This is a genomic window from Sedimentitalea sp. (assembly GCF_039973035.1).
Lineage (GTDB): Bacteria > Pseudomonadota > Alphaproteobacteria > Rhodobacterales > Rhodobacteraceae > Sedimentitalea.
In genome coordinates, this window is the sequence record NZ_JBDWLR010000012.1 from 30,933 (window position 1) to 46,470 (window position 15,538).

Consider the following 15,538-nt stretch of genomic DNA (forward strand, 5'->3'; position numbering starts at 1 on the left):
CGTAAGAGGTCAGCCAAGCGTCGCAAGCGCCGGGAAGCGTTCAAGCAACCAATAGGAAAAGCTGGAAAAACCACCGGTCAGCATCAGCAAGCCGATGGTCCACAGCAACAGGCCCATGACGCGTTCGATCTGCTCCATATGGCGTTTCATCCAGCCCATCAGCCCGCCCAGACGGGGCAGGAACGCCGCGACCAGAAGGAATGGAATGCCGAGACCAGCAGCATAGACCGCCAACAAAGCAGTGCCGCGCACAACCGAAGCCTCGGACGCTGCCAGAGACAGAATGGCGCCCAGTTGTGGCCCGATACAGGGGGTCCAACCAAAGGCAAAAGCCAGACCCAGAACATAGGCCCCAAAGGCACTGCCGCCCCGGTCGCCAGCATCAAGGCGGGCTTCGCGGTCGAGGAATCCGATCCGGTAGACACCCACGAAATGGGCGCCAAAGATCATCACCAGGATACCCGCGATGGTGTTGAACCAACCCTGATATTGCAAAAACATCGTGCCGATTGCTGAGGCGGTGAACCCCAACAGCAGAAAAACGGTGGACAGGCCGAGCACGAAAAACAGAGCAGGAAGCAGCGCCTTGTTGCGCGCGCTCGATTCGGTGCCAAGTTCCTGTAGCGACACGCCGCTCATATAGGCCAGATAGGGCGGCACGATGGGCAGCACGCAAGGCGACAGGAAACTGATGATCCCGGCGCTCAGCGCAACGATCATCGCGGGCAACAGCGCCGCATCAAAGATATCTATTCCGAACATGACATCGCCATAGGCCATCGCGCGATCAAGGTCACTGGGGCAAAAGCGTGATCACGGTCACAACCCTGTGGACAGGATGAAATATCCGCATTAACTGCCGCGTATGACCGAGATTTCCGACACGCTGGATGCCACCGGGCTGTTATGCCCCCTGCCCGTTCTTAAGGCGCGCAAGCGACTGAAATCGCTGTCTGCAGGCGCTGTTTTGCAGATGTGGGCCGACGATCCCGCGGCGCTGATTGACGTGCCACATTTCTGTTTCGAGGCCGGGCACACTTTGCTTTCACAAAGCGATGATGGCCCGCACCAGGTTTACCTGATCCGCAAAGGCGGCTGACCACACCTATCGCATCCGGAACGAAACAGGGGCGCGCCGCTTGGCACGCCCCCTATTTGTCTCGAACTCAACTAGGTTAGCTGCCCAGTGACCACCAGCCGCGCCGCTTGGGCTTGGCCGGTTCAGCCGGAGCAACCGCCTCTTCCGGTTGGACCTCCGCCGCGACGGGCTCAGGCGCTTGTTCCTCAGCAACCGGTTCAGGTGCGGGGGTTGGCTCTTTAGCCGCCGGTTCGGGTGTTGCTTCGACCGCAGCCGGTTCAGGAGCCGGTGTTGGCGCTTCTGCGACTGGCTCAGGTTTCGGCTCTGGGTTTTCGGCAACCAGTTCAGGCGTCGCAGCGGGCGCTTCATCCGCAGGCGGGGTTTCCACCACCTCGGCGGTCTCTGCCTCTGCGCCGCTTTTGGCTTTGGGCTTGCTCTTGCTTCGGCTCGAGCGTGTCCGAGTCGGTTTGGCCTTGGGTTTGTCCTCCGCAGCGTCCTCAGATGTGGAATCCATTTCAGCGACGGCCACTGTCGCCGCTTCCGAAGCGTCCTCATCCTTGGATTTGGACTTTGACGATTTGGACCGGCTCGACGATCTGCTGCGGCTCGGCTTTGACGCGGACTTGGGCGCGTCTTCTGCCTTCTCCTCACCCTCAGCTTGCGTGTCGTCGCCCGCCTTTGCGTCCTCTGCAGGAGCCTCATCGGACGCACCTGTTTCAGAACCTTCTGCAGTCTCCGCCTGCGACTCGTCGTCCGCGCCATTGGAATAGCTGCTCGACTTGCTGCGACGGCGACGCCGACGGCGCTTGCGCTTGGGTTTGGTTTCGGTCTCTTCGGCCTCGGCGGCGACTGGTTCCTCGACCTCTGCCTCCACTTCGTCCTCGTCCGAATCCACTTGATCCATCAACGATGTATCGACAGAAACCACCGGCGCGGTCGCAACCGGAACGGTCCGGCTCGCGGTCTTGAACTTCTCGATCGCAAAATCGGGACTGACCAGATGCGGGTCACCTTCGATCCGAACCGAAAGGCCATAGCGCATTTCGATCTGCGCCACGTGCTCGCGTTTCTGGTTCATCAGGAAGTTCGCGATGTTCACTGGGCATTTGACCAGAACTTCACGGCTGCGGCGGCGAACACCCTCTTCCTCAATCTGACGCAGGATCGACAGCGCCATATTGTCGTCGGACCGGATCAATCCGGTGCCATGACAGATCGCGCAGGGCTGGGTCGTTGCCTCGATCATGCCGGGGCGCAGACGCTGGCGGCTCATTTCAAGCAGCCCGAACCCGGAGATCCGGCCCACCTGAATGCGTGCACGATCGGTCTTGAGCTTGTCTTTCAGGCGCTTCTCGACCGCAGCATTGTTCTTGCGCTCGTCCATGTCGATGAAATCGATCACGATCAAGCCCGCAAGGTCGCGCAGCCGCAACTGGCGTGCCACTTCTTCGGCAGCTTCAAGGTTGGTCTTGGTCGCGGTATCCTCGATCGAGCCTTCCTTGGTCGCCCGGCCAGAGTTCACGTCAATGGCCACGAGCGCCTCGGTAACGCCGATCACGATGTAACCACCAGATTTCAGCTGGACAGTCGGGTTGAACATCCCGGCGAGATAGCTTTCCACCTGATAGCGTGCGAACAGCGGCATCTGATCCGCGTATTGCTTCACGTTCTTGGCGTGGGACGGCATAATCATCTTCATGAAGTCCTTGGCGATGCGATACCCACGCTCGCCTTCGACAAACACCTCGTCGATCTCGCGGTTATAGAGATCGCGAATCGAGCGTTTGATCAGGTCGCCTTCTTCATAGATCTTGGCCGGCGCGATGGATTTCAGCGTCAGTTCGCGGATCTGTTCCCACAGACGTTTGAGATAATCATAATCGCGCTTGATTTCGGTCTTGGTGCGCTTGGCACCTGCGGTCCGAACGATCAGCCCTGCCCCTTTCGGAACATCGATTTCCGAAGCGATTTCCTTCAGTTTCTTGCGGTCCGCAGCATTGGTGATCTTGCGGCTGATACCGCCACCGCGCGCTGTATTGGGCATCAGCACGCAATAACGGCCTGCGAGGCTGAGATAGGTGGTCAGCGCAGCACCCTTGTTGCCACGCTCTTCCTTGACGACCTGCACCAGAAGGATCTGGCGCACTTTGATCACTTCCTGAATCTTGTAGCGCCGCGGGCGCGGCTTGCGCGGTGGCCGGATGTCTTCGGCATCATCGTCATCCGCAACGGATTCGATGCTGTCATCCTTGGCTGCGGCATCGCTGCCCTTTGCTTCGGTCGCGTCGTCGTCACTGTCGTCATCATCGTCCGACGCTTCTGCTTCGGGGTCCTCGGCAGATGTCGCATCGTCTTCTAGGGTGTCCGGCTCGGGCTCTTCGACCGGCGTTTCGGCCACCGTCTCCATCGGAGAAGTGCCCTCGGGCGTTTCGACGTCTGCGGCCTCGGGCGCGTCATCCTCGGTCAGATCAATGGTTTCCATGCCATTGATTTCAGACTCGACCTCTTTGGACGCCTTTGCATCCTCAGACACGGTTTCGGCGGCCTTGGAGCGCGAACGCGAGCGCGACGACGACCGGCGGGACCGGGTCGGTTTGCTCTCTTCCTCTTCATCGCGCGCCTTCATTGCCTCGGCATAGGCACGCTCTTCCTCCATCAATGCCTCGCGGTCAGCGACGGGGATCTGGTAATAATCGGGATGTATTTCCGAGAACGCCAGGAAACCATGCCGGTTTCCGCCGTAGTCAACAAAAGCCGCCTGAAGCGACGGCTCGACCCGTGTTACTTTTGCAAGATAGATGTTGCCAGCAAGCTGGCGTTTGTTTTCGGATTCAAAATCGAACTCCTCGACCTTGTTTCCGTCGACCACCACAACGCGGGTTTCTTCCGCGTGGGTGGCATCGATAAGCATTTTCTTTGCCATGTTTCCTTAGTGCACAATCGCATCAGCGCCCGTCCTGGCGGGCGGGCACGCATGGGAGAGTGTCTTGTCAGGGCGATTTCAGACGCGGCGCGGCAAGGTACGGGCCTCAGCCCCCCTGCCTCATGTCTCAATGTTCGCGCGCGCGTCATCGCGGTTCTTCTCCGACAGACCCGGATGATATCCTTGGCCTGCCCATTTATATCCCCGTCGCCCGGGTTTCGGGTACAGGAAGGTATCTGCCCCGTTCGGGGCACAAGCGGTCTGTTCAGTCAATCGGATCGGTATCGCCAAAGCCTGAAACAGAAAAACTCTAAAGCGGACTCGTTCACGCGATAATGCGTAGCATCCGTCTGCCAAGCATAATGGCAGTCAACTGACAATTACAATGGGATATTCGCGCGCTTCACGTGAATATTCCGCCACCGCGCCCCAGTTGCGCAAGCCCCTAGAGATAATCGGAGCGTTGCAGCCCGTATTTTGCCATCTTCTCGTTCAGCGTCCGGCGGGGCAGGCAAAGCTCGTCCATCACCGAAGCGATTGAGCCCTTGTGCCGCCGCATGGTGTTGTCGATCAGCATTCGCTCGAACGCTTCGACGTACTCCTTGAGCGGCTTGCCCTCGGTGGTCATGACCGGCTGCATTTCCTCGTGGTCCGACATCAGCAGCGACGCGATGGTACCGCTGCCCCGGCGCGATTGCAGCACGGCGCGCTCGGCGATGTTGATCAACTGGCGCACATTTCCCGGCCAGGGGGCCTGCAGCAACTGCGCTGCTTCCTGCGCAGTCACCTTGGGTGCATCACAGCCATATTCATCGGCAAACTGTTCTGAAAGGCGGGTGAACAGCGACAGAATATCCTCACCACGCTGCCGCAAAGGCGGCACGGTGATCCGCAGGGCGGCAAGGCGATAGAACAGATCAGGCCGCAGCGCGTCTTCGCAGGTCCGGCCCGCTTCCTGTAGGTTGCTGATACAGATGAGGCGCGTTTCCGCAGGTGTACCCTGCTCGTTGATCACGCTCAACAGTCGCGCCTGCAGGCTCTCGCTCAGCGCCTCGATGTCTTCGAGCACCAGCGTTCCGCCACGCGCCTCTTCCATCGCCGGGAGGCGTTCGTCCTCGGGCAGCATCGGACCAAAGAGGCGTTTGGCCAGCGTGTCTTCTTCGAGCGCCGCACAGTTCACCAGCACGAATTTCTTGCCCGCCCGGCTGCCCACCGCATGCAGCGCATGCGCCACGAGCGTCTTGCCGGTGCCGGTTTCCCCGTCGATCAACACATGGCCATCGGCCTGCCCCAGATCGAGCACGTCTTCTTTCAACCTCTCCATCACGGGACTGGCCCCAATCAGCTTGTTCATCAATTGCGAACCATCGCTGAGTTCACGCCGCAAGGCACGGTTGTCGAGCGTCAGCCGCCGTGCACCGGCGGCGCGTTTGGCCAGTTGCGACATGCGGTCAGGGTTGAACGGTTTCTCAAGAAAATCAAACGCACCAACCCGCATCGCCTCAACGGCCATAGGGACATCGCCGTGGCCGGTGATCATGATGACAGGCAAGGCACTGTCACTGCCCATCAGCTTTTTCAGGAACTGCATGCCGTCCATGCCGGGCATCTTGATGTCGGAGATCACGATCCCCGGATATTCCGGCCCCAACGCCTTGAGCGCTTCTTCCGCGCTGGAAAAGGTCTCGGTGTCGTAACCGGACAGGGCCAACCATTGGCTGATCGACTGGCGCATGTCCTGTTCGTCATCCACGATCGCAATTTTCATCGCCTGAGCCATCATTCGTCCCTTGTCATTCCGCCGCCTCGAGATCGTCCTCAAGGATCGGCAACTGCATCTCGAACACCGCTCCACGTTCCCGCGCGTTGCGTGCAATCAATCTTCCGCCGAGGTCGTTTACGATACCAGACGAAATGGCAAGCCCCAAGCCGACCCCATCGCCGGGCTGCTTGGTTGTATAAAACGGCTCAAACAACGACTCCAGTTCTTCGATACCGGTTCCGTTGTCCCGTACGGTCAATGACGCGGTTTCGCCCGCCGCCAGAATGATCTCAACTTCCGGTTCTGAGACCGATTTGGTAGCGTCCAGCGCGTTGCGCAAGAGGTTGACCATCACCTGCTCAATCCGCAGCCGGTCGCCCATCACCCAGACGTCCTCGTCCGGCAGGATGCGTGTGATCTGTACCTGACGATGGCGCAGCTGTGGCTCCATCATTGACAGCGAAGATGCCAGCGCATCCCCCATATTTACCGGGGCCAATGTATCGCCGCCTTTGCGGGCATAGGATTTCAGTTGGCGGGTGATTGCGCCCATGCGCTCGATCAAATCGTCGATACGTCCGAAAGACGACACCGCCTCTTCGGGCCGGTTCCGGCGCAGCAACAGCCGCGCACCCGCAAGATAGGTCTTCATCGCCGCCAGAGGCTGGTTGAGTTCATGACTGACCGCTGCGGACATCTCACCCAAGGCCGCCAGCTTGCTTGACTGAGCCAGCGATTGCTCAGTCACCGCCAGCGTTTCCTGCACCCGTTTACGTTCGGCAATTTCCCGCTGCAGCCTCGCGTTCAATGCGCGAAGCTCTGCCGACTCGCGTTGGAACAATGCCATGCGCAGCGCCGTGCGGCGGCTGAGCGCGTAAAACACCAACGCGAGCAAGATGGCGAATCCCATGATCTCAAGCGCAAGGATGCCATTCACCCGTTCACGGATCGAGGCATATGTGGTGAACGAGGTCATCCGCCAGCCATAGACCGGCATCCTCAGTTCCATTCGCATCACCGCCTCGCCAGCAAGATACGCCTCGGCTGGCACGGCCGCCCAGTCCGAGGTCGCTTGGATCGCGCGCTCTATTGCGCTGTGCGGCGTCTCCCGTTGCAGTGCCTCGTTCTCGGTCAAGCCACGCCAGCGCGTTTCAGTCGACAGGATGATGGTGCCGGTACTGTCCGCGACCATAACCGCATCCGAAATGCCGCCCCAGGCGCGTTCGAATTTCTGCAGGTCGACCTCGACCACGATAACGCCAAGTACGTTCGCACCGCTTTCCACCCGGCGGGCGTAAAAGAACTGATACCCCCCGGTTTCGAGCTCCTTCACCGAGAAAATCGTCGCGTTCGAGCGGATCGCGTCCACGAAATAGGACTCACTGCCCCGTTGCGAGCCAAGTTGGTTGCGGTCCGTCGCGGCGACAATGCGGCCATCCAGATCAAGCAACAGCAGCGAGGCCGCATCCAGGTCCTCGACAAAAGAAATCAACCGCTGTGTGGATTGACTGTAATCACTGGAATTCAACGCCCCGATCAACGTCGGGTCCCGCGCCAACAGTTGCGGCATGCTGCGGTTTCCGCGCAGTTCGCTCACGAGGTTGCCGCTGTAAAGCGCCAGACGCAATTCGGCCCGGTTGCGCGTGCTTTCCGTGAACCGGTCAGTCATCAGGCGGTTGGTCACCCAGATGGTCGCCGCAGCGATCACCAGAAGCAACACAAGCGCCAGACGCACCCGCCATCCGATGTTATCTGAGCGCGGCCAGCCTGAGATCAGCTGATTTTTCTGGACCGGATCGTTCATTATGACAGGCTACGCCTGTCGTGCCGTTGGCTCAAGTCACGCCGGCGTCATTGCGCCGGTCAATCCGCGGAACATCGCCACCCCATCGGTGCCGCCATGCCCGGAATCCGCTGCCCGTTCGGGATGCGGCATCATGCCCAGAACCCGGCGATTTTCCGAGAGGATGCCAGCGATGTCATCAACCGAGCCATTGGGGTTATCGCCGTAGGTAAAGGCAATCCGATCTTCATCCCGCAACTTGGCGCGTGTCGCTTCATCGGCGAAATAGTTGCCATCATGATGCGCAATCGGAATACCGAGCACATCGCCGGCATTATAGGCCGATGTAAAGGCGCTGTTGCTGGTTTCCACTTTCAGATCAACGGTTTTGCAGATGTACTTCAATCGCGCATTGCGCAACAAGGCGCCGGGCAGGATGCCGGTCTCGGTCAAAACCTGAAAGCCGTTACAAACCCCGATCACATAGCCGCCGCGATCCGCATGCGCCTTGACCGAACGACAAATCGGAGATTGTGCCGCGATTGCGCCACAGCGCAGATAGTCGCCATAGGAAAACCCGCCCGGAACGCCGACAATGTCGATGCCATCCGGCAACGACGTGTCCTTGTGCCAGACCATCGCGACCTCGGCACCCGCCTCGCGAAACGCCACGGCCAGATCACGATCACAGTTCGAACCGGGAAATACGACGACTGCGGCGCGCATCAGGACATCTCCACCGTGTAGGATTCGATCACCGTGTTCGCGAGCAGCTTTTCGCACATCGCTGTCACGTCGGCTTCGCTTGTGCCGTCTTCCAGTTCAAGTTCGATCACCTTGCCCTGCCGCACACCGGCGACCCCGTCAAACCCCATGGCACCCAATGCGTGGCGCACAGCCTCGCCCTGCGGGTCCAGTACTCCGTTCTTCAGCATCACATGCACACGTGCCTTCATGATGTCGTCCTCTGTTCTTGGCGCGCGGAGGCGATCCGCGCAATTGTCTCAGTTGATCAGCGTCGGCTTGGTGATCGGGCCGGAATTCTTGGGCATCACACCCAGACGTCGCGCCACTTCGGAATAGGCATCTGCAAGGTTGCCCAGATCGCGGCGGAACACATCCTTGTCGAGCTTTTGGCCGGTTTCGATATCCCACAGGCGGCAGCTGTCAGGGCTGATCTCGTCGGCGATGATCAGGCGTTGGAAATCGCCATCGTAAACACGGCCAATCTCGATCTTGAAGTCCACCAGCCGGATACCGACCGCCAGCATGACGCCGGACAGAAAGTCATTCACCCGCAAAGCAAGGCTCAGGATGTCGTCCATGTCCTGCTGGCTGGCCCAACCAAAGGCGGCAATATGTTCTTCGGTGACCAGCGGATCGCCGAGATCGTCGTCCTTATAGCAGTATTCGACAATCGGGCGCGGCAGTTGGGTGCCTTCCTCGATGCCCAGACGGGTCGACAGCGAACCGGCGGCAAAATTACGCACGATGATTTCCAGCGGCACGATTTCGCAGCTGCGGACCAGCTGTTCACGCATGTTCAGGCGGCGAATGAAGTGAGTCGGCACGCCGATCGTGTTCAACCCGGTCATGAAAAATTCACTGAGCCGGTTGTTGAGAACACCCTTTCCGTCGATCACATCCTTTTTCTTCGCGTTGAACGCGGTGGCATCGTCCTTGAAATATTGAACAATGGTGCCGGGTTCCGGGCCTTCATAGAGAATCTTGGCCTTGCCTTCATAGATTTTCTTGCGACGCGCCATAAACAGCCTTTCGGGAATGTCCGGCCCGGACACAGCACCGGGCTCTCAGTCGCCGCTATAGTGCAAGGGACGCAGTGTCGCAAGCGGCGCGCCCCCTCTTGCGTCTGCGCCCGTTGGGCAACATATCTGTGGGGAAAGTTTAAACCGGAGGGGTCCGACCCATGTCTACATTCGATGATCGCGAAAGCGCCTTTGAAAACAAGTTTGCACATGATGAAGAAATGCAATTCAAAGCGGAAGCACGGCGCAACAAGCTGACCGGTCTCTGGGCTGCCGAATTGCTGGGAAAATCCGGCGCCGATGCCGATGCCTATGCCAAATCTGTCGTGATCGCCGATTTCGAAGAAGCCGGAAGCGAGGACGTGGTCCGCAAGTTGGTCGCTGACCTTGGCAGCAAGGCGGATGCCGACACCATCCGCGCCAAGCTGGACGAATACATGGCCGTCGCCAAAGGCCAGATCATGAGCGAGATCAAGTAAGGCCCATAGCAGGCCGAAAGTATTTCGCGAGCCTGCTACGGTCGGCCTTATGCGGCCTGACCAAATGGCGGTACCGGGCGCCACTTCCCCGCGATTGAGTGGCGGACCAGGTTTGATCTGGCCCGCCCGCACCGGCTCTCCACCTCATAATCTACATGAGAATTTCCGGTTTGCCTGCCAGACACCTTTTGTGCGACAGGCAGGCAACGCCGCAGGTGCGCCCACCCGCACGCGGCAAGTGAAACAGGACAGCAACCCCAATGACCAATTCCCTGCATTCGATGCTCGACAGCCATGATGTCCTTCTGGCCGATGGTGCCACCGGCACCAACCTGTTCAACATGGGCCTCATGTCTGGCGATGCGCCCGAGTTGTGGAACGTTGACGAACCCAAGAAGATCATCGCGCTTTATAAGGGATCGGTTGATGCGGGCAGCGATTTGTTTCTGACCAACACGTTTGGAGGCACCGCCGCCCGGCTTAAGCTGCATGACGCGCAGAACCGCGTGCGCGAACTGTCCCGCGTCGGTGCGGAACTTGGGCGAGAAGTCGCAGATACCGCGGGCCGCCCGGTGATCGTGGCCGGATCGGTCGGCCCGACCGGTGAAATCATGGAACCCGTCGGCTCGCTTTCGCATGCGCTTGCGGTCGAGATGTTTCACGAACAGGCGGATGGTCTGAAAGAAGGCGGCGCTGATGTGCTGTGGCTCGAAACCATCTCGGCCCCGGAAGAGTACCGTGCCGCTGCCGAGGCCTTTGCCCTTGCAGACATGCCGTGGTGCGGCACGATGAGCTTTGACACCGCCGGACGGACCATGATGGGCGTGACGTCGGCAGACATGGTGGCCATGGTCGATGGCCTTGAGAACCCACCGCTGGGCTTTGGCGCAAATTGTGGCACCGGCGCATCGGACCTGCTGCGCACTGTGCTTGGCTTTGCCGCGCAAGGCACCGAGCGTCCGCTGATCGCAAAGGGTAATGCCGGTATTCCAAAATATGTGGACGGGCACATCCATTATGACGGGACACCTGAATTGATGGGCGATTACGCCGTGATGGCGCGCGCGTGCGGCGCAAAGATCATCGGCGGCTGTTGTGGCACCATGCCCGAGCATCTTCGCCATATGCGCGACGCACTCGACACCCGCCCGCGTGGCGATGCCCCGACGCTGGATCAGATCACCGAGGCACTTGGCGCATTTTCTTCGGCCAGCGATGGCACCGGCGATGAAGCCCCAAAACCCCGCGCCCGTCGCGGACGTCGCCGCGCCTGAGGGTCAAACCCGACACAGCGTTCCATAAGGCAGACTAATGCCCCGGTTCACGCCGCTGGCTTGCGCGCCACGAGATCAACCAGCGCGGATTGCCCGGCGTGGCCACTGCCCTCGCTCAGTTCGGCGTCGTAATCGACAATACACAGGATATCAAAACCGGCAAAGGCCTTGCGCAGCATTTCTTCGGTATACATGTGCTCTTCTCGACCCGGTCCACCAGTGGCATAGCCAACCTGACGCGGCGCATACCCGTGCAGCAACAGCATGCCGCCGGGGGCCACGGCCTGCGCCATCCACCCAAAGAATCTGTCCCTGAGATCAGGCGGCGCGAACTGGACGAAGACTGCAACGACCGCGTCATAGGTCTTGGTCCAGTCCCAATCCTCGATCCCCGAAACGTGGTAATCGACGCTCACGCCGTTTTCACGCGCCAGTCCGCGCGCCTTGTCCACCGCCACGGCAGAGGCGTCAAAGGCCGTCACGTTATGCCCCTGGCTGGCCATCCAAACTGAATTGCGCCCTTCCCCGTCAGCGACGCACAGCACGCGGGACCCTTTGGTAAGGCAATCTGCATTCTGGGTGAGAAAGGCCGCGGGTTCGATTCCAAACCGAAACCCCTCGCCCGAATACCGGGCGTCCCAATACCCACCGCCCCACATGCTACTATCTGTTGTCATTGACTGTTCTCCGCGCTTGGTTCCGTCCGATGTCAGAACAGCGATAACTGATCGCCTGCCTGCATCGGTACCTGAAACAGATCACACCGCAAGGGCGCTGTTGGCCGGTCCAATCCCAAGCGCCGAGCCGCCGCATTGAACCGTTGCGCCACCATTTGCGCATAGGTGCCTTCGCCCCGCATCCGGCGGCCCCAGCGTGCATCGTAGTCCTTGCCCCCATGCATTTCGCGCAGGCGCGCCATGATCTTCTCTGCACGGCCCGGCTCGTAGGCGGCCAGCCACTCTTGCCAAAGCTCGGACACTTCCATCGGTAAACGCAGCATGATCCAGCTTGCCGCATCAGCGCCCGCATCGCGGCCCGCCTTCAACAATGCCTCGACCTCGTGATCGGTCAGCCCCGGCACAATCGGCGATGTCATGACACGCACAGGGATACCCGCTTCGGTCAGGCGCGCGATTGTCTGTAATCTGCGACGCGGCGCAGGCGCGCGTGGCTCCATCCGTCGGCTCAACCCCGCGTCCAGCGTGGTCAGGGAAATACCGACGCGCGCCAGCCCCTGCCGCGCCATCGGGGCAAGAATGTCGATATCGCGTTCAATCAGCGCCCCCTTGGTGACAATTGCTACGGGATGGTGAAACGCTGCCAGCACCTCCAGACAGGCACGCATGATGCCATGGTCCCGCTCGATCGGCTGGTAAGGATCGGTGTTGGTGCCGATGGCGATCGGCGCAACCCGATAGCGTTTTGACCGCAACTCCCGCTCCAACACTTCAGCGGCATCCGGTTTGGCCACAAGCCGTGTCTCAAAATCCAGCCCCGGCGACAAACCGAGATAGGCATGCGTCGGCCGCGCAAAGCAATAGACGCAGCCATGTTCGCACCCGCGATAGGGATTGATCGAGCGGTCAAACGGCAAGTCGGGCGATTTGTTCCAGGCGATGATCCGGCGTGGTGATTCCGTGGTAACCTCGGTGCGCAGCACCCGCGGGTCATCCTGCCCCTCCCACCCGTCATCCACATCCTCGCGCGCCAGATCATAGCGCCCGCTCACATTGCCAAGCGCACCACGCCCACGCCGCTGCTTTGACCCATTCGCAATCTGTTCACCCATTTGGAATAAATAGAACATTCAGGGAACATTCACAACAACCCCATGATCTCTATGCGTAGACTTCATTATCAATTCGTCGGATTCGACGATAAAAGTCGGTTGCAGCGCCACCAATGTCGCAAATAATCGAGTGTCCCTGCGACCAAATGGCAATAACGATCAAATAAGATCACGGGGTGCGTCCCCTCCAGCAAGGAACTGTGCGTATGTCGGAAGAAGAAGACATCATCCTGTCGGAACTGGACGACGAGGAACTCGTTCAGCAGATGTTTGACGACCTTTACGACGGTCTCCGCGAAGAGATCGAAGAAGGCGTCAATATTCTTCTCGAGCGCAAGTGGGAACCCTACAAGATTCTGACCGAAGCACTGGTCGGCGGCATGACGATCGTCGGCGCGGATTTCCGCGACGGTATCCTGTTCGTCCCCGAAGTGTTGCTCGCGGCAAACGCGATGAAAGGCGGCATGGCCATTCTCAAGCCGCTGCTCGCTGAAACCGGCGCACCGCGCGTTGGCAAGATGGTCATCGGTACGGTCAAAGGCGACATCCACGACATCGGCAAGAACCTTGTCGGCATGATGATGGAAGGCGCCGGGTTCGAAATCGTCGATCTGGGGATCAACAACCCGGTTGAAAACTATCTCGAAGCACTGGACCGCGAAGGCGCTGACATTCTGGGAATGTCCGCGCTTTTGACCACCACCATGCCTTATATGAAGGTTGTGATCGACACGCTCGTTGAACAGGGAAAGCGCGAAGATTATATCGTTCTGGTCGGCGGTGCCCCCCTGAACGAAGAGTTCAGCAAGGCGATTGGCGCCGACGCCTATTGCCGCGACGCGGCCGTTGCGGTGGAAACTGCCAAGGACTGGATGGGTCGCAAGCACAACCAGCTCAGCGCCTGATCGGGCGGCATTGCCAAGCACATCGGCCCGCCCCTCAGGCGGGCCTTTTTTGTCAGGACCAAAGATGAATCAGATCAGCGACAGCACCCTGACCAACACCGGCCTGTCCGCCAGCGGCACAGGTCGTATCCTGTTGATCGCCTGCGGGGCGCTTGCACGCGAAATCCTTGATCTCAAGGCACAGAACCGCTGGGATCATCTAGACCTGACCTGCCTGCCTGCAAAGCTGCACCTCTATCCTGACAAGATCACCGAAGCCGTCACCGAAGCGGTCTCCAATCATCGTGCAGATTACGACGAGATCTTTGTCGTATATGCAGATTGCGGCACGGGCGGGCTGCTTCAGGCGAGATGTGACGAGCTTGGCGTACAGATGGTCAAGGGGCCGCATTGCTATTCCTTTTTTGAAGGCAACACCGCCTTTGAAGCCCGCGCAGAAGACGAGATCACCGCCTTTTACCTGACCGACTTTCTCGTCCGGCAGTTTGATGCCTTTGTCTGGAAACCCATGGGGCTCGACCGGCATCCAGAACTGCGCGACATGATCTTTGGCAACTATACCAAGCTGGTCTATCAGGCGCAGACCGATGACCCGGCGTTGTATGCAAAGGCAAAGGACTGTGCCAACCGCCTTGGGCTTGCATTTGAATACCGCCCCACAGGATACGGCGACCTAGAAACCACGCTGAAATCCTGGGCGGGCAGTCAGGCTCGACAAACATCGGTATGATACGTTAGCCCTGTGCACGGCCTAAACAATGCGGACAACAGCAGGTGCACTGGCAAGGATTATCACGACTTTACTCGGCTCTACTGCTTCTGGCGCTTGCTGCCTGCTCGGCACCGGTTATTGAGCAACCTGATGGCACCGAACGCCTTACGCGTGCCATTCTCGCCCTTGATCCGAGCGTCGATCCCGGTGAAGCAGCGCGGGCCGCAGACCTTTCCTATGCCCACGCCCGGCATCTCTCAATTGCCTATGAAATCACCGACCCGCCTTTGGTGCACAACACCAAGGTCAATATGGGCCTCAAGCCGCGCGGACTCTGCTGGCATTGGGCCGAAGACATGGAAACACGGCTGGTGGCGGCCAATTTCAGAACGCTCGACATTCACAGGGCGATTGCCAATGCCGACAATCCCTTTCGCATCGACCATTCCACCGCGCTGATCAGCGCACGGGGCCAGCCGATGAATCGTGGTATCGTGCTTGACCCGTGGCGCAATGGCGGGCGGCTGTTCTGGTCGACCGTTGAGGACGACCACCGCTATGACTGGCAGCCGCAGCAGAAGGTTCTGGCCGATAAGTATCCCCTGACGCCCATCACCGACTGACAGGGTCAGACATGTGCGGCGGCGACCTTGCCGATCCGTTCGATCATGGCGCGCAGCCCGTTGGATCGTTGTGCCGACAGATGGTCGTTCAATCCGAGCCGCGCCAGTTCGGCACGCGCATCCACCGCTGGAACCTCGGCCACCGGCAGATCGTTGTACAGTGCCTTCAGAACCGCGATCAGTCCGCGCACGATCATCGCGTCGCTTTCGCCATCAAATCGGAACACCCCTCCTTCAATCGTCGGGTGCAGCCAGACCTGACTGGCGCAGCCATCCACCTTAGTCGCCGGCACCTTCAACGCATCGGGCAGCGGCTCCATCGCCTTGCCCTGATCGATCACATAGCGATAGCGGTCTTCCCAATCTTCCAGAAATTCGAAATCCTCGACGATATCTTCAAATGCGGGGCTGGCCATCACGCGGTCCTCTGGTCTGTACGCATTC

16 protein-coding genes are annotated in these 15,538 nt (G+C 59.6%); 6 read left to right on the forward strand and 10 right to left on the reverse strand.

Going from position 1 to position 15,538, the window contains the following annotated elements; all coding sequences use genetic code 11:
* Window positions 1-9 precede the first annotated feature (9 nt).
* Window positions 10-762 (reverse strand): cytochrome c biogenesis protein CcdA, encoded by a 753-nt coding sequence (locus tag ABJO75_RS01630; protein WP_348132694.1) that lies wholly within the window; start codon window positions 760-762, stop codon window positions 10-12.
* A gap of 103 nt (window positions 763-865) precedes the next feature.
* Between ABJO75_RS01630 and ABJO75_RS01635 the strand changes: the two genes are divergently transcribed.
* Window positions 866-1,099: a sulfurtransferase TusA family protein gene (locus ABJO75_RS01635; protein ID WP_348132370.1), complete on the forward strand. Its 234-nt coding sequence runs from the start codon at window positions 866-868 to the stop codon at window positions 1,097-1,099.
* A 76-nt stretch (window positions 1,100-1,175) separates the two neighbouring features.
* On the opposite strand, the gene ABJO75_RS01640 is transcribed toward ABJO75_RS01635, so the two are convergent.
* From ABJO75_RS01640 to purC, 6 genes are all read right to left on the reverse strand, one after another.
* The gene (locus ABJO75_RS01640) at window positions 1,176-4,001 is read right to left on the reverse strand and encodes an Rne/Rng family ribonuclease (RefSeq protein ID WP_348132373.1); all 2,826 of its coding nucleotides are present in this window, start codon (window positions 3,999-4,001) and stop codon (window positions 1,176-1,178) included.
* 445 nt (window positions 4,002-4,446) lie between these two features.
* Window positions 4,447-5,781, reverse strand: coding sequence for a sigma-54 dependent transcriptional regulator (locus tag ABJO75_RS01645; protein WP_348132375.1), 1,335 nt, complete (start codon window positions 5,779-5,781; stop codon window positions 4,447-4,449).
* 13 nt (window positions 5,782-5,794) lie between these two features.
* On the reverse strand, window positions 5,795-7,567 hold the full coding sequence (locus ABJO75_RS01650) for an ATP-binding protein (protein WP_348132378.1): 1,773 nt from the start codon (window positions 7,565-7,567) through the stop codon (window positions 5,795-5,797).
* A gap of 36 nt (window positions 7,568-7,603) precedes the next feature.
* Entirely contained in the window at window positions 7,604-8,272 is a 669-nt protein-coding gene (gene purQ, locus ABJO75_RS01655; protein WP_348132381.1) for a phosphoribosylformylglycinamidine synthase subunit PurQ, read from the reverse strand.
* Window positions 8,272-8,502, reverse strand: coding sequence for a phosphoribosylformylglycinamidine synthase subunit PurS (gene purS / locus ABJO75_RS01660; RefSeq protein ID WP_348132384.1), 231 nt, complete (start codon window positions 8,500-8,502; stop codon window positions 8,272-8,274). Before purS ends, purQ begins: the two co-directional genes overlap by 1 nt.
* Before the next feature lie 48 nt (window positions 8,503-8,550).
* Entirely contained in the window at window positions 8,551-9,312 is a 762-nt protein-coding gene (gene purC, locus ABJO75_RS01665) for a phosphoribosylaminoimidazolesuccinocarboxamide synthase (RefSeq protein WP_348132697.1), read from the reverse strand.
* Between the two features lie 161 nt (window positions 9,313-9,473).
* Here purC and ABJO75_RS01670 point away from each other — a divergent pair, with 161 nt between their 5' ends.
* Together ABJO75_RS01670 and bmt are read left to right on the forward strand one after the other, a co-directional pair.
* Window positions 9,474-9,791 carry a DUF1476 domain-containing protein gene (locus ABJO75_RS01670; RefSeq protein WP_348132386.1) on the forward strand — a complete coding sequence of 106 codons (318 nt, stop codon included), beginning with the start codon at window positions 9,474-9,476 and terminating at the stop codon, window positions 9,789-9,791.
* Window positions 9,792-10,051: 260 nt separating this feature from the next.
* Entirely contained in the window at window positions 10,052-11,065 is a 1,014-nt protein-coding gene (gene bmt, locus ABJO75_RS01675; RefSeq protein ID WP_348132389.1) for a betaine--homocysteine S-methyltransferase, read from the forward strand.
* Between the two features lie 47 nt (window positions 11,066-11,112).
* On the opposite strand, the gene ABJO75_RS01680 is transcribed toward bmt, so the two are convergent.
* On the reverse strand, window positions 11,113-11,742 hold the full coding sequence (locus ABJO75_RS01680) for a class I SAM-dependent methyltransferase (protein ID WP_348132392.1): 630 nt from the start codon (window positions 11,740-11,742) through the stop codon (window positions 11,113-11,115).
* Between the two features lie 32 nt (window positions 11,743-11,774).
* On the reverse strand, window positions 11,775-12,854 hold the full coding sequence (locus ABJO75_RS01685; RefSeq protein WP_348132699.1) for a PA0069 family radical SAM protein: 1,080 nt from the start codon (window positions 12,852-12,854) through the stop codon (window positions 11,775-11,777).
* Window positions 12,855-13,060: 206 nt separating this feature from the next.
* Between ABJO75_RS01685 and ABJO75_RS01690 the strand changes: the two genes are divergently transcribed.
* The 3 genes from ABJO75_RS01690 (at window position 13,061) to ABJO75_RS01700 (ending at window position 15,094) form a co-directional block, all read left to right on the forward strand.
* Window positions 13,061-13,759: a B12-binding domain-containing protein gene (locus ABJO75_RS01690; RefSeq protein ID WP_348132394.1), complete on the forward strand. Its 699-nt coding sequence runs from the start codon at window positions 13,061-13,063 to the stop codon at window positions 13,757-13,759.
* A 64-nt stretch (window positions 13,760-13,823) separates the two neighbouring features.
* Window positions 13,824-14,489, forward strand: a complete 666-nt coding sequence (locus tag ABJO75_RS01695; RefSeq protein ID WP_348132395.1) for a DUF1638 domain-containing protein — start codon at window positions 13,824-13,826, stop codon at window positions 14,487-14,489.
* 44 nt (window positions 14,490-14,533) lie between these two features.
* Entirely contained in the window at window positions 14,534-15,094 is a 561-nt protein-coding gene (locus ABJO75_RS01700; protein WP_348132397.1) for a hypothetical protein, read from the forward strand.
* 5 nt (window positions 15,095-15,099) lie between these two features.
* Here ABJO75_RS01700 and ABJO75_RS01705 read toward each other — a convergent pair whose 3' ends face one another.
* Entirely contained in the window at window positions 15,100-15,510 is a 411-nt protein-coding gene (locus ABJO75_RS01705) for a SufE family protein (protein ID WP_348132399.1), read from the reverse strand.
* Window positions 15,511-15,538: the final 28 nt, after the last annotated feature.

What these genes read in the sequence shown, in the direction of transcription:
- ABJO75_RS01680 (WP_348132392.1), bottom strand. Translation starts at nt 11,742, where the DNA reads ATGACAACAGATAGTAGCATGTGGGGCGGTGGGTATTGGGACGCCCGG.
- ABJO75_RS01640 (WP_348132373.1), bottom strand. Translation starts at nt 4,001, where the DNA reads ATGGCAAAGAAAATGCTTATCGATGCCACCCACGCGGAAGAAACCCGC.
- ABJO75_RS01705 (WP_348132399.1), bottom strand. Translation starts at nt 15,510, where the DNA reads ATGGCCAGCCCCGCATTTGAAGATATCGTCGAGGATTTCGAATTTCTG.
- purS (WP_348132384.1), bottom strand. Translation starts at nt 8,502, where the DNA reads ATGAAGGCACGTGTGCATGTGATGCTGAAGAACGGAGTACTGGACCCG.
- ABJO75_RS01690 (WP_348132394.1), top strand. Translation starts at nt 13,061, where the DNA reads ATGTCGGAAGAAGAAGACATCATCCTGTCGGAACTGGACGACGAGGAA.
- ABJO75_RS01630 (WP_348132694.1), bottom strand. Translation starts at nt 762, where the DNA reads ATGTTCGGAATAGATATCTTTGATGCGGCGCTGTTGCCCGCGATGATC.
- purQ (WP_348132381.1), bottom strand. Translation starts at nt 8,272, where the DNA reads ATGCGCGCCGCAGTCGTCGTATTTCCCGGTTCGAACTGTGATCGTGAT.
- ABJO75_RS01670 (WP_348132386.1), top strand. Translation starts at nt 9,474, where the DNA reads ATGTCTACATTCGATGATCGCGAAAGCGCCTTTGAAAACAAGTTTGCA.
- bmt (WP_348132389.1), top strand. Translation starts at nt 10,052, where the DNA reads ATGACCAATTCCCTGCATTCGATGCTCGACAGCCATGATGTCCTTCTG.
- ABJO75_RS01685 (WP_348132699.1), bottom strand. Translation starts at nt 12,854, where the DNA reads ATGGGTGAACAGATTGCGAATGGGTCAAAGCAGCGGCGTGGGCGTGGT.
- ABJO75_RS01645 (WP_348132375.1), bottom strand. Translation starts at nt 5,781, where the DNA reads ATGGCTCAGGCGATGAAAATTGCGATCGTGGATGACGAACAGGACATG.
- ABJO75_RS01695 (WP_348132395.1), top strand. Translation starts at nt 13,824, where the DNA reads ATGAATCAGATCAGCGACAGCACCCTGACCAACACCGGCCTGTCCGCC.
- ABJO75_RS01650 (WP_348132378.1), bottom strand. Translation starts at nt 7,567, where the DNA reads ATGAACGATCCGGTCCAGAAAAATCAGCTGATCTCAGGCTGGCCGCGC.
- ABJO75_RS01635 (WP_348132370.1), top strand. Translation starts at nt 866, where the DNA reads ATGACCGAGATTTCCGACACGCTGGATGCCACCGGGCTGTTATGCCCC.
- purC (WP_348132697.1), bottom strand. Translation starts at nt 9,312, where the DNA reads ATGGCGCGTCGCAAGAAAATCTATGAAGGCAAGGCCAAGATTCTCTAT.